Annotated in this window: 16 protein-coding genes and 1 pseudogene; 1 reads left to right on the top strand and 16 read right to left on the bottom strand. The window is 51.5% G+C overall.

What is annotated here, in order from left to right:
• Positions 1-66 precede the first annotated feature (66 nt).
• Positions 67-477: an RNA 2'-phosphotransferase gene (locus J9870_RS07660; protein WP_210643378.1), complete on the top strand. Its 411-nt coding sequence runs from the start codon at positions 67-69 to the stop codon at positions 475-477.
• Here J9870_RS07660 and J9870_RS07655 read toward each other — a convergent pair.
• The 16 genes and pseudogenes from J9870_RS07655 to J9870_RS07570 form a co-directional block, all read right to left on the bottom strand.
• Positions 466-864: a hypothetical protein gene (locus J9870_RS07655; protein WP_210643377.1), complete on the bottom strand. Its 399-nt coding sequence runs from the start codon at positions 862-864 to the stop codon at positions 466-468. The two genes, J9870_RS07660 and J9870_RS07655, sit on opposite strands and share 12 nt — an antisense overlap.
• A 494-nt stretch (positions 865-1,358) precedes the next feature.
• A complete protein-coding gene (locus J9870_RS07650; protein ID WP_210643376.1) occupies positions 1,359-1,718 on the bottom strand; it encodes a hypothetical protein in 360 nt (119 codons plus the stop codon).
• 391 nt (positions 1,719-2,109) lie between these two features.
• Positions 2,110-2,610 (bottom strand): hypothetical protein, encoded by a 501-nt coding sequence (locus J9870_RS07640; RefSeq protein ID WP_210643374.1) that lies wholly within the window; start codon positions 2,608-2,610, stop codon positions 2,110-2,112.
• 39 nt (positions 2,611-2,649) lie between these two features.
• The gene (locus J9870_RS07635) at positions 2,650-3,015 is read right to left on the bottom strand and encodes a hypothetical protein (protein ID WP_210643373.1); all 366 of its coding nucleotides are present in this window, start codon (positions 3,013-3,015) and stop codon (positions 2,650-2,652) included.
• Between the two features lie 251 nt (positions 3,016-3,266).
• Entirely contained in the window at positions 3,267-3,461 is a 195-nt protein-coding gene (locus J9870_RS07630) for a hypothetical protein (protein WP_210643372.1), read from the bottom strand.
• A complete protein-coding gene (locus tag J9870_RS29420; RefSeq protein WP_246883138.1) occupies positions 3,462-3,638 on the bottom strand; it encodes a toxin C-terminal domain-containing protein in 177 nt (58 codons plus the stop codon). It abuts the gene before it with no gap.
• A 384-nt stretch (positions 3,639-4,022) separates the two neighbouring features.
• Positions 4,023-4,370, bottom strand: coding sequence for a DUF3969 family protein (locus J9870_RS07620; RefSeq protein WP_210643371.1), 348 nt, complete (start codon positions 4,368-4,370; stop codon positions 4,023-4,025).
• Positions 4,371-4,553: 183 nt separating this feature from the next.
• The gene (locus J9870_RS07615; RefSeq protein ID WP_210643370.1) at positions 4,554-4,874 is read right to left on the bottom strand and encodes a colicin; all 321 of its coding nucleotides are present in this window, start codon (positions 4,872-4,874) and stop codon (positions 4,554-4,556) included.
• A 1-nt stretch (position 4,875) separates the two neighbouring features.
• Positions 4,876-9,120, bottom strand: a pseudogene (locus J9870_RS07605) (DUF637 domain-containing protein); the annotation flags it as partial.
• Positions 9,121-9,199: 79 nt separating this feature from the next.
• Positions 9,200-9,541 carry a DUF6124 family protein gene (locus J9870_RS07600; protein ID WP_210643369.1) on the bottom strand — a complete coding sequence of 114 codons (342 nt, stop codon included), beginning with the start codon at positions 9,539-9,541 and terminating at the stop codon, positions 9,200-9,202.
• Positions 9,542-10,006: 465 nt separating this feature from the next.
• On the bottom strand, positions 10,007-10,561 hold the full coding sequence (locus tag J9870_RS07595) for a hypothetical protein (protein WP_210643368.1): 555 nt from the start codon (positions 10,559-10,561) through the stop codon (positions 10,007-10,009).
• A gap of 119 nt (positions 10,562-10,680) precedes the next feature.
• Positions 10,681-10,998: a hypothetical protein gene (locus J9870_RS07590; RefSeq protein WP_210643367.1), complete on the bottom strand. Its 318-nt coding sequence runs from the start codon at positions 10,996-10,998 to the stop codon at positions 10,681-10,683.
• Positions 10,999-11,004: 6 nt separating this feature from the next.
• Entirely contained in the window at positions 11,005-12,261 is a 1,257-nt protein-coding gene (locus J9870_RS29415) for a VENN motif pre-toxin domain-containing protein (RefSeq protein ID WP_246883085.1), read from the bottom strand.
• A 218-nt stretch (positions 12,262-12,479) separates the two neighbouring features.
• The gene (locus tag J9870_RS07580; RefSeq protein WP_210645132.1) at positions 12,480-13,136 is read right to left on the bottom strand and encodes a transposase; all 657 of its coding nucleotides are present in this window, start codon (positions 13,134-13,136) and stop codon (positions 12,480-12,482) included.
• Positions 13,137-13,441: 305 nt separating this feature from the next.
• On the bottom strand, positions 13,442-13,996 hold the full coding sequence (locus J9870_RS07575; protein ID WP_210643366.1) for a hypothetical protein: 555 nt from the start codon (positions 13,994-13,996) through the stop codon (positions 13,442-13,444).
• Positions 13,997-14,132: 136 nt separating this feature from the next.
• Positions 14,133-14,420: a hypothetical protein gene (locus tag J9870_RS07570; protein WP_210643365.1), complete on the bottom strand. Its 288-nt coding sequence runs from the start codon at positions 14,418-14,420 to the stop codon at positions 14,133-14,135.
• Between the last annotated feature and the right edge of the window lie 6 nt (positions 14,421-14,426).

Raw genomic sequence — 14,426 nt, 5'->3', positions numbered from 1 at the left:
TCTCAAATCAATCCTCCGCCTACCCTGACCTCGTCGCTCTTGGTCACGTTGCACAACGTGGTGCGGATGACTTATCCGTCCGTGGAAGCTTTCAGCGTAGCAAAGAATCAAAAAATAAATCTGTCCCCTTTTTCCGATATCCGAGCAGCCCAAGGCCACACGATAGATTGCGTAAGCATTCAGCACGTTGAAAAGGAGCCGCCAGAGTTTCTCTACCATGGTACCGCTACGCGCTTTATAGATTCAATTCGACAGTTTGGCTTGATCGCTGGCTCACGTCACCATGTGCATCTATCCCAAGATATATCAACGGCCATTACAGTGGGACGGCGCCATGGAAAGCCCGTGGTACTAAAAATTGAAGCTCTTAAAATGCACCAAGAGGGCTTTAAATTTTATCAAGCAGATAATGGCGTTTGGCTTACAAATAGCATACCCGCCTCCAAGTTGGATTTAGACGCATCCCTACTCCTTTGAAACCTCAATGGATTTGGCAATTACATGTATCGCCTCACCTACTGAATGGAAAAATAATCGATAGTGCCTGTAATCAGTAAACCCCGATCTCTTACGCTCCATTTCCAGCATATCTGAATATTCGTACTCCACCACAGAATTCAATAACGATATTTCTCGATCCCCCTGACAGTTAAAAAAACTAATACCCGGAAATGGTGTTTTAATAAAATATTTAGCTCGTAGAAAGCGAATGCTCGCTTTCATTTCAAGAGCACAACCTTCCCGCTCATAGAACACTTCTACATTCAAGTCTCCACCCGAATAAATGATATCGACCCTCTCCTCACCTTCAAGAGGCAAAAAACAATCCATATCTAAAATTTGTTTTGGCCCGGACAAATTCATTTATTCATTATCTCCTAGCATTCTGAACTGAACCACCATAATTTTTATTAAGCTGATTTAGCACCAACTCATCAAAGCTCACATCACCATAAGCTTTCACGCCAGTTTTATCTCTCCCATACCATTGGCTTTTAGGCACCCCGGCGTTTATAAGTGCAGTGGAGCTCCTCGTATTCGCAATAATCCTTTGACCATCAATCACAACGTAATCAAGGGGCACTTGGCTAGGTTTTATTACCCCCTGCTTCAAAGCCTCAGTGAGATCGTCAACAAGGAGAAAGGGGACAGATTTATTTTCTCAAATCAATCCTCCGCCTACCCTGACCTCGCCGCTCTTGGCCACGTTGTACAACGTGGTGCGGATGACTTATCCGTCCGTGGAGTTTTTCAGCGTAGCAAAGAATCAAAAAATAAATCTGTCCCCTTTTTCACAGCGACCGACTCCCCCGGAGCCCGCCCCAAGGGCCGCTCCCGTTTTCTCTCTTTCAGATCCCTTAAAAATTAATGACACCAGTAAAGCTAGCAACTAAGCGTACATGCTCAAGCATCAGCTTGTCGTCTTCATCACTACCGCTACCTAACCCAAGCTCAGACAGTTTAGAGTACGCATCGCTGAGCTCTTCGAAAACATCATCTGTAAAAGGATCATTCCTAGCAAACGTCACTCCCTCCCTTATCGCCACAAAAAATAAAGCGGTGAAGGCCTGAATCCTTACCCTGTAAGCTTTGGAATGCAAAAACGCATCCATCTCATCATAAGCGTAAGCAAAGGCCTGATAGATTGTTAGACCTTTATTATTAGTAGCTTCACCATACGAAGCCTGCATCTCATACAACATATCGAAATAACTCAAAGAACCTCCAAACCAAACTCAATCACGTGTAAATACATTCAACTGGATATTTGGATAACGCTCCCTAAATTGTAAGATCACCCCTGTACAGCTTGGACAAACTGCTTTTTCAGAAAGCAAATTTATACGCCCCGCTGCGCTAGTATTCTGGCCAAGTCTCTGCGCAACTGTTTCCAGGATCTTAAATTCAGTATCCGCATCTCTCAAATATGCACCAGGTCCACCTATATATTTTGAAAAAGGGGACAGATTTATTTTCCCTGAAAAAGGGGACAGATTTATTTTCTCAAATCAATCCTCCGCCTACCCTGACCTCGCCGCTCTTGGCCACGTTGCACAACGTGGTGCGGATGACTTATCCGTCCGTGGAATTTTTCAGCGTAGCAAAGAATCAAAAAATAAATCTGTCCCCTTTTTCCTGCTTTTTCACCAGATAAGTCTTGCTTCGCTCTGGTGTGAAAATGCTTTTGACCGGACCGCAGCGATAACCGTTACCAATGCTCCCGCCACTGGCGTAGCCAGATACCTCGAACGGTTGATCAACGTCAGCCTGCACTTCCAACTGCGGGAAGTGCTTCAAGGTTGCGCTATGAACCGTCTCGTTAACCTTGGCAATCCAGCCAAATACCTTGCCCCGACCGGTGTCCACTACGGTTCCCTGCACATCCATGCGCTGGTCAGGATCAGCTGCGCGCCTGATGGAAAACTCCACCGGATAAGTGGCCCCCGACGCTTTCATGATGACCTTGGCGTGCTGGGGGTCGACGGTCACTTTGGTTTGCTGAACCTGGATACCGTTGTTGAGCAGGGAGGGGGAGGAATCCCTGACGTTGGATTTACAGCCGGGCAACGTCAGGACCAAGGTTAAGACCACAAGTGAAAATTTACTCATACGTACTCCATGCGCATAATTATCGAATAACATACCCTACTATCCCCAGTAAAAATCAGGGGAAATACTACAAACAAGCCCAACAGAAACAAGAGCATTTCGAACCCGTAAAACCTCCTCTGCCTGACCGATAAATACGAGAAAATGACCACACTGAAGCTTTTTCCTAGACACTAAAAAGTTACAACCCGCCACCTCAGAAACAACTCTGATATGCACCTCATTTTTATAATCACCAACACAGCCAACGTTATATTCAACCTCATCGAGCTTAATATCCGCCACATGCGTCGTAACCACTGACCAATCACAGCCAGCACACTTCAATCCTTGAGTACCATCCTCTTTGAAGAGCTTTAATTCCCCTCCGCACTGTTCACAAGCTATGCAATCTGATTTACTCATTCCGGCCTACCCCGGCTCACCAAAACTCTATCCGTTTCGTCGGTAACCACGACAACGCTGTTGTTCGAATGCAGGTCTATGCCACAGAGGTCACTCGGAGGTCACTCGGGGACAGACCACGTTATCCAGAAACTGCACAAATAACGTGGTCTGTCCCCGCCACCCCACTGGATCAGTTTTCCATCTAAAAACCACACAGATAATGTGACCTGTTCCCCTAGCCCAAAACACACCTCAGCTAGCCACTAATTTCATTCTTCAATAGAAACGCTAACCAGCAGACAAATTCCATTTTTTTTTGCAACCAAACTAATTGGCTTACTTGTCACACCACCATCAAGCGAAAGTTCAACCTTAATATTTTTATCCTGAAAGGACTGAAGTTCTTCAATCAATCCTTCTATAGTTTTCCCTTGCCTTTCCCAATCAAACCCGCCAGCGCTCATTTAATCACCAATGCGTTTTAAGTTTACGTCGTAGGTACCAAGGCGAGTCGACTTACCACCCAACTCTCTTACCGAACTGGCCATCTTCCACGCCCCTCCATTATGACTATCTACATCACGAGTTATATAAAACCCACCTTTTTTAAATACTGCCTGCCCATGTGAGGTTTCGTTTATCTTCTTAAAACCAAGAGTTTCAGCAGCAGATTGAGCCTCCTTTGTAGTCTTAAAAAATGGACCTTTTGCCCCATCCCCTACGACCCCAACCTTAACCCCGGTTGTACCACCCTTCCCCCCAGCAGTCGACGAGAACAGATCCGGGCTAAAGGAGAAAGGGGACAGATTTATTTTCTCAAATCAATCCTCCGCCTACCCTGACCTCGCCGCTCTTGGCCACGTTGTACAACGTGGTGCGGATGACTTATCCGTCCGTGGAGTTTTTCAGCGTAGCAAAGAATCAAAAAATAAATCTGTCCCCTTTTTCACTCTTTCACAAATCTGCCCCCCTTTTTTGAACGGCTAGGTAAGTACCATTCAAATCTGTCCCTTTTTTTCTTATTTCTATCGTATTTCTAAAAAATTCAAATCTGTTCCTCTAACTTTCGAAGACTTTAAAAAATACACAAATCTGTCCAATATCATCTGAAGGTTATTATTAAATTCTGAAGGAACTAAACTAAACACATCCTCTAACTCACAGCAATCCATCACCAATCTACTAAGCTCTGGAGAGATACCCTTCTCTCTCAGAATTCTCGAATTCCTTGGTGAAAAAAGAAGCCTTTCAACCTCTTCCAGAGACATCGTGCCATTTTGCACAGAAATCAATAGCCCTATCGACAAAGCAGATAAAAATCTAGCTGCCTCTTCAGCCTCAAAAACTTCCAGCACTAAAGACATATCTTTCATTTAGTTATTGCTCCAACCGGGGGAAAAGGGGACAGATTTATTTTCTCAAATCAATCCTCCGCCTACCCTGACCTCGCCGCTCTTGGTCACGTTGCACAACGTGGTGCGGATGACTCATCCGTCCGTGGAAGCTTTCAGCGTAGCAAAAGAGAAAATAAATCTGTCCCCTTTTTCGTAGAAAACTCAACTATACTCTCGCCTAGAGTATATAAAACCACTAAGCGGATCTAACTCTCGCTTAGAGCCTTCCGCGCAAATGCATTCGATATCAATTCTACTGATAGCCTGTTTTTTCCCTCCCATTGCATCAAGATTTGTAGCTACAACCTCCAAACTTTCCAGATCAAACTCTGTAGGTTCACGGTCAAGATAATATCGAATCAAAACCGAACCATTTTCATTGTATCCGACAGCAATAGCTCTAATATCAGGGTAGATTTCGCCAAGGAGCGCAATCCGAAAACATGCGACGAGCCAATCGGGTAACTGTGCAGTAAATAGCATCTCAATTCCTCGCATCTGGAACAATGTGGGCACCATTTTTCCCATAGTGAATCTGCCCTCTGGTAACTGACTGGCCTGTGCGTCCGTCTACCCCAATTGGCCTTCCAAAATCCACAATTGGGTTACCACGAGCCCCAGCGCCAACAACAGGATATTTACCGCTGTGAACGCCTCCCAAAAGCTCCGTTGGGTCGACGCCATCGTTAAAATAACTACGCCCTTCCTCAAAATTATTGTGACCTTTGATATGTTTTCCTTGCTGCCCCATATGTATTTTGGTCGGAAGATCGTTGGGAACGGGAAGCTTACTTATCTCTTTTGCACCCACCACCACCGTATCAGCACCACCAGCCGCAGCAAGCCGCCTAGCCAGCAAAGCCCTTAATACCGCAGGCGCTCCCGTAGCCGCAAGCGCAGCATCCAGATCCCAAGTGACGCTTTCGATCCCACCGCCAACGATGGTTGAAACCCTTTGCACCAGGTCGTTGAACTCGTCCCTGCTACTGGAAACTCCAGCGATTTCCCTCAGATAAGTGACGGCGTCTCCACCAAACTGCTCCCTCCAGGCCGTGGGAACGATCTCGGGGTCATTGGCCCAATTGGTGTTGCTGGACCATTGAGAAGCGGTATTGAACAAGGCGGGATCGACAAACTGAGTCGTCGTCGCTTGAAACGCATGCACTTCAGCCCCATTGGCAACGATGGTACGCCCGTCGCTCCAGGTAAGCACAGTGTTCTGAGATGCCAAGGCTTGGATGCTTTTGGTCGCCGTTAACAAGTCTTGCGCAAGGTGCTGACCTTCAGGGTTGCCCGGGGGGAAGCTCTTCACAAGTGCCTGCAACCGCGCGTTTTCGGTAGCGTCAACTTGAGCATTGGCAGCAAGCAGCAGTACTTCTTCCCAAGACATATCCGACTGAGGCTTGCCCTTCTCTTCAAGAGCCTTGGCCTCATCGGCAAGCGCTTTCTTCTCCGACGAATGCAACAGCCTATTATAGGAAGTCGCACTGCCCGCCACCCATGACCCGGTCTGAAGGCTCTTTGCATCCCCTCCCTGCGCAGCGGCTGCAAGTACGCCTACTATTTGGGAGTTCATCACCAGAAGTCTGTTCTTCTGCTCCAAGGTCATCTTGGTGTACTGCTCGGCCAAGCTATCAATCAACAACTCGTTGGCACCCGCAGCCAACGCGCCGGTTTTGAAATCACCGCCAGCCGCCTCAGCGGCCAGCCCGCCCATGACCGCGTGCAAGCCAACCTTGGCCAGCCCCCCTTCTTTCAAATCGAATTTCTTGCCAAGATCCCCAACGAGATTGAATCCCGCCGCAGCAAAGGTGTTCGCCAAACTGCTACGCAGGGCGTTATCGAACTGGCTGTCACCACCAAGCGCTCGATCCAGCAGGGTTGAGGTACCGTTCTGCAGCAATTGGTTAGCGCCGAACCGACCGATTCCTTCCAGGCTCGACAGGCCACCTTGGGCCACTACCTTGCCTGCGTTAGGCAAAGCGCCCTCCACGGTGGTGGTGGTATTGGTCATCTTGTCGAAGATGCTGGCGGTCAGTCCTGCTGTAACACCGGACACCACATAACCACGCAATGCGTCCGCAGAAGTCACATCACTGAACACCGCCCCCAGGTTCCCACCATTGTTGATGAAGCTGATGGTGGCGTTGCTCGCAGCACCCGTTGCGATAGCCGTGAGCGCCACGTTCGCCCAACCGGCGGCCACAGTTGAAGTGGCCACCGTGCCACCGACTACTGTCGATCCGGCCACTGTTCCGGCTGCCATGGCGGTCCCTGAGCCTGCGGTGGCCCCGGCCATACTGCCAATCAAGCCACTGGCCGCACCTGCTGTGAAATAGACCACAAGGATCGCAATGATCATCTGCACAGCCGGCCCCATGCCGGAGTGGCTGTACTTATAAGAGTCGTGGACTTCCTTGACCTGCCGCCAATCCACGTCACCACGCTTCTCAGCTTCAGCCAACCACGCCAGTTGCGGGTCTGCGTCGACCATCGCCTTGATCGACTGGTGGACGGTGTCTTGGTTGATCTGCTTGAGATCGATGTTCAACCCATCGACAGCTTTGATCGTGATGGCACCGGCAGCGACCATCTGTGTCTGACGCAGAGTTTCGTCGGTGTGACCTTTGCCCGACATCGAACTCCAAGCCATGCTGCTTTTGCTTTTTGCATGATCCTCTTTATGCAAATCCTTCACGGCTTCAAACGTAATCGAGCCGCCACTGTCCAGCGTGATGCCCTTGCCACTGTCGAGCTTCGCCACCTGATAGCGCTGATCATCACCACTCTTGAGCGTCAGATCCCCCCCAGTGCTGATCTCACTGCCAATGTTCTTCACATCGGTCACTTCATCACGCTGAGTCTTCTTGCTCCCCCAACTCCCCTTCTTCTTCTCGTCATACAGCGAGTAGTCACTGTCCTGCGCGGCCAGCAACTGAAGGTTGTTCCCGGCAGCCAGGTAGGCCTCGTCGCCCGCCGTGATCCGGCTGGAGATCATCGTCAGGTTCTTGCCGGCATCCAGATCAACATTGCCGCCAGCAGTAATCTCGGACTTGATCTGACTGACATGATCTTCCTGAACCGTGAGCTTCTTGCTCTTGTACAAGAAGTGCTCTTCATCCGCTGCCGAGCTGATGGTGACGTTCTCGGTCGCGGCCATGTCGATGTCGCGCTTGGCGTCGATCTGGCTGGCAACGACATTGAGGTCACGACCGGCCACCGCCGAGATGTCCCGCCCGGCGCTGATGCTGCTGCCGTATTGGGTAGTGGTGCTGCTGTTGCGGTTGACGTCGCGGATCAGGTTGTCGACGGTCTGTGCGGCGACAAGGTTGACGTCGCGGCCGGCATTCAGAAGCAGGTCGCGGCCGCTTTTGATCGCGCCACCGACGTTGTTGATGTCTCGCCCCGCCGAGAAGCTCAGGTCATTGGCAGCTTCGATGCGCGCGGCACTGTCGGCAAAATCCTTGCGATCCTGCACCTGGCCGTAGGCAACTTGCGACGAGGTCACTGTGCGCTCGTTGACCACATCCCCCATCAGTGCGGTGACCGAGACATCCCGACCGGTGATGATGCCACCCGCCTTGTTGATGACGTTATTCCCGGCCAGCAGGTCGAGTCGCTCACCGGCCTGCATCAGGCCGCTGTTGACCAGGTTCTCCCCCGCCGAGGCCGACAGGTTGCGGGTCGCCTTCAGGGTGCCGACGTTGTCGAGGTTCTTGCCAGCAATCAGAGTCGTGTCGCGCCCCTGGATCAACGCGCCATTCGGGGCGAGACGGTTGTTGGCGTTGGCCAGGTACAGCACGGGAACCAGCACGGTTTCACCGTCTACAACGGCGCTTTCCATCCAGACGATGTCGTGTGTCAGGGCCGCGACTTGTTCGGAGGAGAGCGATACCCCGACGGTCAGGTCAAGGGCGTTCTTGCTCGCGATGGCGTTGTTCATCAGGTACCGGAACTGATCCTCGTTGGAGGTCAGTCCGTTGATGAATGCCTGGCCGGTGCGGGCGACCACGGCTTGCTGGATCAGGGTTTGCTCGTAGAAACCATCGCCCAGGCGCTTGGCGCTCTGGTCGGGGTCGTAGCCGAGGTTTTCCAGCAGGTAGTCCGAGCTCATGAACGACTTGAGATCGGTGAGCACCGGGTTGGTTTCGATCAGGTATTTATGTGCAGTGGCTACCACGGTGCGTGTAGGCAGGCCTTGGACCCGAGCGACGGTTTGGGTACCTGGCGTGGTCAGTCCGGTCGTTGGCGTTGCGGGGCCAGCAGCAACCGGCGCGACGCCGATCACGGCAGGTTGCCCCGCCAGGTTCGATCCGGTGATGCCATCGACAGCGGTTTTGGCGGGTATACCCTGCGAGTGCTCCGGCAAGCTGATAGCACCGGCGCCTGAATCGGATGGGGTGGTGACGCTGATGGTCGACACGCTCCCCATGATGGACGTGCCTTGGCGAACACCGGCAACCTGTTGTTGACTGGTCGCTGAGACCGAAGAGCCCGTACCCGGTTGGATATCGCGCGCCTGGACGTCCGGCACGGTCTGGTTGCGTTGGGTCTGCGCAACACTGCTGCCTGTCAGGGTCCAGTTTTGTACGCCAACACCCGCCTGTGCGGCCTGGGTGCTACCGCCCTGCCCACTCAGGCGGAACAAGCCGTTCTGGCCGACGGGCAGGCTGAATCCCGGCAAGCTCAATGGGTTGACCTGTTGCTGGGACAGGTCTGGGAACAAACGGAAACAGACCACAATTTATCGAAGAAGCATTACCACTGCCCTTAAAAAATGTGGTCTATCCCACGCCAGTCACAACCGCCTATCTAGGGTCGATGACATCCAGCGCCCGGTTTGCCAATAGTTGACCCAGCTCGATCAACTGTTGCAGCCCGAGTGCAACATGCCGTCGAGAATCCTCCAGATCGAACGCCAAATCGCCGGCCATGGCATTGGCGGAGGCCAAGGTTTCGCTGAGATTTGCCAACAGGCTTTCAGCATCGATGCCCTCCACGACGGTGAACAACTGGTCCGGAGGTGGCTTCTTGTCAGGCTGGGCGGGTTTGGGGTTCAGATAGGAATCGATGACACGCTCGGCGTTGGCGTCGGCCGCGATGTCCAGGTGCAGCGGTGGAACGGGTGGGTCGGGGATGAGTTTGTCCATATGGACCTCCTAACGTCAGTCGGATCCGCCACTGTTCGCGACTAAACGAAGTGGGGTGGCGGCTGTGCACAGGTTAGTCGACCGGGACGTTAGGAAACCGGCGCACCCGAAAGTGCCCTGCGCACAGCCACCATAAAATCAGCGAGAAAATCGTAGCCTGACTTCAAGGAGACCTTGCGCCTAACGAAATACCGAGCGACTAAACCCGACCGCTGAATTGGCAGCGGTGGACAAAGACTAGGCACCGGAATCAGCAGGCGCAAGGGACTGGAATTTTCTAGGAAATGTCCTGCAAGTCAATGGGGAATATTCGCTCCGTCGATTCCTACGACAAGCTTGTATAACCATTCCACCACCGAAACGCTGCGCGACGGGTGCTATGTGATCGGAGACGGTTGCGGGCGCAAGCTGCGGAACAAATGGCAATGAACGACCTTGGATCGCCCTCTCCATTCGATTCAGGTGCTAAGGCAAACTTGCGACAGGAATACGTTCCTGTGGCTGGGTGACATCGTAGACATGCTGTTCACAACGATCACCCACAAACTGAAACTCCACCAGATAAACCTTGCTTCGCTCCGGTGTAAAAGTGCTTCTGAGTGGGCCGCAGCGGTGGCCAGTCCCGATACTCTCGCCGCTGGCGTAGCCCAATACCTGGAATGGCTGATCAGCGTCGGCCTGTACCTCCAACTGCGGGAAGTGTTTCAAGGTTGCGCTGTGAACCGTTTCGTTGACCTTGGCAATCCAGCCAAACACCTTGCCCCGGCCGGTATCCGCTACAGTGCCCTGCACGTCCATTCGCGGGTCAGGATCCGCTGCGCGCCTGATCGAAAACTCCACCGGATAGGTAGCACCCGACGCTTTCATGATGACCTTGGCGTGCTGGCCGTCGACGGCTACCTTGTTTTGCTGGAGTTGGATGCCGTTGTTGAGCAGGGTGGGGGATGAGTCACGGACGTTAGACTTGCAGCCGGGTAATGTCAGGAAAAAGGATATTAATAGTAGTGTAGTTTTCTTCATAAATTTTCCAAACACATCATTAACACTTAACTTTCGTCAACAAGCAAAATCCAAACCTAAGCCCTCACCTCTGCCTGAGAAAAAACCTAGAACGAGGGCCTCACGACTCAAGATACCACTCAGTCATACAGCTCGTGCCTAAGCAAACAAAACTCAACACCTAATAAGCGCCTAATTTCCTCAGAACGAGTAGTCATATCCACATAAATTAGAACAGGGTACTCAGAAAATTCCTGTTCAACAGCCTCCCCATCAAAAGGATCAACATTGACTTTCAGAACAAATTTCTCTGATTCATCGTCACCAAAACGATAATAGACCCCTCCTTGATACGTGCTCTCCCTCTCTTCGAAGAAGACGTTTAAGCTTTCTTCGACCTTTAATCTCACCTCAAAAATTGTGCCCCCTTTGACACCATACAAATCATAAGCAGCCATTTTCAATCATCTCGGCAGAAGAATACTAGGAGTTCGGCTTATTGCCGAGGTTGTCGAACCATAAATCATAAAGTTAACGTCTCGACCTGCTTTCTTACTTAACTGAACAGCCAAATCATTCAAGCCTAAAGCTTTTAGATCTCTTGTACTTAATGGACCAGTACGTGTTCCGCCACTTCTGAGTCCAATCCCAAGAGAGTCCGCTTTGCTTAATAACTCTGGGCTGGCTAAAGCGATATCAAAATCGCTAACTCGCTCAAAATCAAAAGCCTGTCCCGTGCGATAGCTCTTACCCGTTACGGCACTCCCCTGAAGGATTGGATCAACATTCTTATAACCAGCCATCGACAACCCGTCTCTAACGCTCCCACTGAAAGTTGAAAACTCCTTCGCATCAGCAAAACCATGAGGTACAGGTCCTTTTACAGCTCCGCTATATAACGAGCCACCAAGCCCCCAGGTATTTAACAGGCCCTGTATGCCCCACATGACCCGCTCGGTATTGGTGGCCGTCTCCCCAGTAATAGGATTCTCTCCACCTGCCGCCATGTAGCCCTGGCACCCTATCCCAACCAGACCGCTCCCGCCACAACCAGCCGTGAACAGCTCGTTAGAAAGTCCCTTAAGCTCAGCCTCCATAGTCGCTGCATTCAAATCGCTTCTTGCTTTCCCCCTCACAGCCTGCTCGAACGACGCGGGCTGCAAAACCCATTCCTCACCCCGATCCGTCGTGATTGACTTATCGGTAGCCACGCAGTAGCCATTTGGCGAAGTGGCGCAGGAGACCACATCTCCAGGGTTAGTTGTCCAAACAAAAGCACGCGTGAAGTCGCCATCTTCTGCTATCGGCTCGTTCTTGAGAACGCTAGATCCTTTGGCAATAAGATCCGCGATCTCCCTGGACAACCCCTCGCAATCGCTTGACGTAGAGCCTTTACACGACGCGTTATACTCTTTCTGGAGCCCCGCGAGCGAGATCCTTTCTATATCGCTCAGATGATTGTTCTCAACGGCATTTTTTGCCGTTCCAGCCCCCAACGCAGCGTCGAAGGCGCCTGCCCCTACAAGCGCACCGGATAACCCACCCGCCAATGTGGATAGGGCTGAGATGGTTTGCTTTTCCGCATCCGTCAACTGATCACTGGATTTGCCTGGATAGAGCTGGCGGGCGATCAGCTCACCCGCTGTGGCGCCTGCAGCACCGGCCAGCGCCGAGCCTCCTTGCGCTTTTGCCAAAACAGCACCCAGTAGGGCATGCGCCATCAGGTTGGCTGCCTCGTCTCCTTCCGTCAGTTGTTTAACGGCTTGAGCCAGGTAAGGCGCTGCCCCTCCTCCCACGATAGCTCCAATGTCTCCAGTCAGGATGCCTTGGACAATCCCAGCAACCGCCTGGCTGGCCTTTTGAAAACTACTGCCTGTTCCGTAATCACGCTGAACCTGTTGACTGATTTGCTCGGGCGTTGTGGAAAAAGGGGACAGATTTATTTTCCCAAATTCCCGCTCGGCCGGCCCTGTCCTCGTTGCTCTATTCGTACACCAACAATCCGCTCTACCTCATCCACGAAACGGCTCGTCCCCGTCAACTGACCTCGCTGCAAAGCATCGCGAATTAACCTGATCTCATCCGCCGGAACGGCTTGGCGTACGAACGCCTCATACCGACGACAACGCTCCGCAGCTGTATTACCCAGAGCAACAAAGCATGGATCAGCGTCCAGCCAACGGCCATCTGGCACCTCACCTACCCGGATTCGATAGCTCGACCATGGGTAATCCGCAGCATCAGCCACCATACGAGCCCGTACAGGATTCAATTCAATGTAACGACTACAGGCAAGCAAGTAAGAATCCGACTGCACCACGCTGGATTTGTAACGGCTTTCCCATAAAGTGCCCGAACGCCCCTCCAACCGATTGCGGTAGCGCGTCGCACGTGCCGCTAGAGCCTTCATCAACTGGCCCAACCCCGCGACCGATTCCCCCGGAGCTAGCAACAGATGAACATGATTGGTCATCAGACAATAGGCGTAGACTTTTACGCCAAATGCATCCTTAAGCTCACGCAGATCCGCGAGGTAGCGCTGATAATCATCGGCGACTGCAAACACCACCTGACGGTTATGACCGCGTTGTACGATATGGTGTGGGTAATTCGGTAAACAATACGTCCCATCCTGGGCATATTTGACTTCTCCTCCGTGGAAGCTTTCAGCGTAGCAAAGAATCAAAAAATAAATCTGTCCCCTTTTTCCAGGAATTTTCTAGGAAATGTCCTGCAAGTCAATGGGGAATATTCGCTCCGTCGATTCCTACGACAAGCTCGTTCGACCATTCCATCACCGAAACGCTGCGCGACGGGTGCGATGTGATTGAGAGATGGTTGCGGGTGCAAGCGGAACAAATGGAAAATGAGCGATCTTGGATCGCCTATTCGATTCAGGTGCTAAGGCAAACTTGCGACAGGAATACGTTCCTGTGGCTGGGTGACGTCGTAGACATGCTGTTCACAACGATCACCCACAAACTGAAACTCCACCAGATAAACCTTGCTTCGCTCCGGTGTAAAAGTGCTTCTGAGTGGGCCGCAGCGGTGGCCAGTCCCTATGGTCTCGCCGCTGGCGTAGCCCGATACCTCGAATGGCTGATCAGCGTCGGCCTGTACCTCCAACTGCGGGAAGTGTTTCAAGGTTGCGCTATGAACCGTTTCGTTGACCTTGGCAATCCAGCCAAACACCTTACCCCGACCGGTATCCGCTACAGTGCCCTGCACGTCCATTCGCTGGTCAGGATCCGCTGCGCGCCTGATCGAAAACTCCACCGGATAGGTAGCACCCGACGCTTTCATGATGACCTTGGCGTGCAGGGTATCAACGAGCACTTTGTTTTGGTGTAGTTGGATGCCATCGTTGACCAAGGTGGGGGACGAGTCTCTAACGTTGGGTTTACAGCCTTGCAACGTTAAAAGCGAGCTCAACACCAGCAGTAAAGTTCTTTTCATATATTCAAAAACTCACAAAAAAATAAATCACCATACGGGACAAAGTGAAACTTATTCGCCACTCATCTACCCACCGCCATGCAAAGCTCAACATCATTAATTGCCATCAGAGCCGACGGAGCGATTGCCTTACTTCCTAACCACCCTGCGTTAACACTCCAATAAATCTTTCAAACTCTCGCAAAACGGAGCCCTTCTCCTCCGGCGAAAGCAATACATTCATAACCTGATCATCACAAGCGCAGTCATATACATCTAACCCCACCCAACCTTGGGACCAAAACTCTACCGTTCCTAATTTACCTAAACCTTCTAGCTCTATCCTTTCAAGATCACCAAAATCACCCCTAATAAATTTTGAGTACTCAAATGAATACCCACTCAGCCTAGGCTTTATATACTCATCAAACCAGAAGCGATCCATAAAGCA

Source organism: Pseudomonas sp. Tri1, assembly GCF_017968885.1.
GTDB lineage: Bacteria > Pseudomonadota > Gammaproteobacteria > Pseudomonadales > Pseudomonadaceae > Aquipseudomonas.
The sequence above is the reverse complement of the archived record's forward strand: the minus strand, read 5'-3'. Positions and strand labels throughout refer to the sequence as shown.

Bases quoted from the DNA above. Each gene is read 5' to 3' on its own strand.
- J9870_RS07660 (WP_210643378.1), top strand. From the start codon at position 67: ATGACTTATCCGTCCGTGGAAGCTTTCAGCGTAGCAAAGAATCAAAAA.
- J9870_RS07655 (WP_210643377.1), bottom strand. From the start codon at position 864: ATGAATTTGTCCGGGCCAAAACAAATTTTAGATATGGATTGTTTTTTG.
- J9870_RS07640 (WP_210643374.1), bottom strand. From the start codon at position 2,610: ATGAGTAAATTTTCACTTGTGGTCTTAACCTTGGTCCTGACGTTGCCC.
- J9870_RS07635 (WP_210643373.1), bottom strand. From the start codon at position 3,015: ATGAGTAAATCAGATTGCATAGCTTGTGAACAGTGCGGAGGGGAATTA.
- J9870_RS07630 (WP_210643372.1), bottom strand. From the start codon at position 3,461: ATGAGCGCTGGCGGGTTTGATTGGGAAAGGCAAGGGAAAACTATAGAA.
- J9870_RS07620 (WP_210643371.1), bottom strand. From the start codon at position 4,370: ATGAAAGATATGTCTTTAGTGCTGGAAGTTTTTGAGGCTGAAGAGGCA.
- J9870_RS07615 (WP_210643370.1), bottom strand. From the start codon at position 4,874: ATGCTATTTACTGCACAGTTACCCGATTGGCTCGTCGCATGTTTTCGG.
- J9870_RS07600 (WP_210643369.1), bottom strand. From the start codon at position 9,541: ATGGACAAACTCATCCCCGACCCACCCGTTCCACCGCTGCACCTGGAC.
- J9870_RS07595 (WP_210643368.1), bottom strand. From the start codon at position 10,561: ATGAAGAAAACTACACTACTATTAATATCCTTTTTCCTGACATTACCC.
- J9870_RS07590 (WP_210643367.1), bottom strand. From the start codon at position 10,998: ATGGCTGCTTATGATTTGTATGGTGTCAAAGGGGGCACAATTTTTGAG.
- J9870_RS29415 (WP_246883085.1), bottom strand. From the start codon at position 12,261: ATGGCGCATGCCCTACTGGGTGCTGTTTTGGCAAAAGCGCAAGGAGGC.
- J9870_RS07575 (WP_210643366.1), bottom strand. From the start codon at position 13,996: ATGAAAAGAACTTTACTGCTGGTGTTGAGCTCGCTTTTAACGTTGCAA.
- J9870_RS07570 (WP_210643365.1), bottom strand. From the start codon at position 14,420: ATGGATCGCTTCTGGTTTGATGAGTATATAAAGCCTAGGCTGAGTGGG.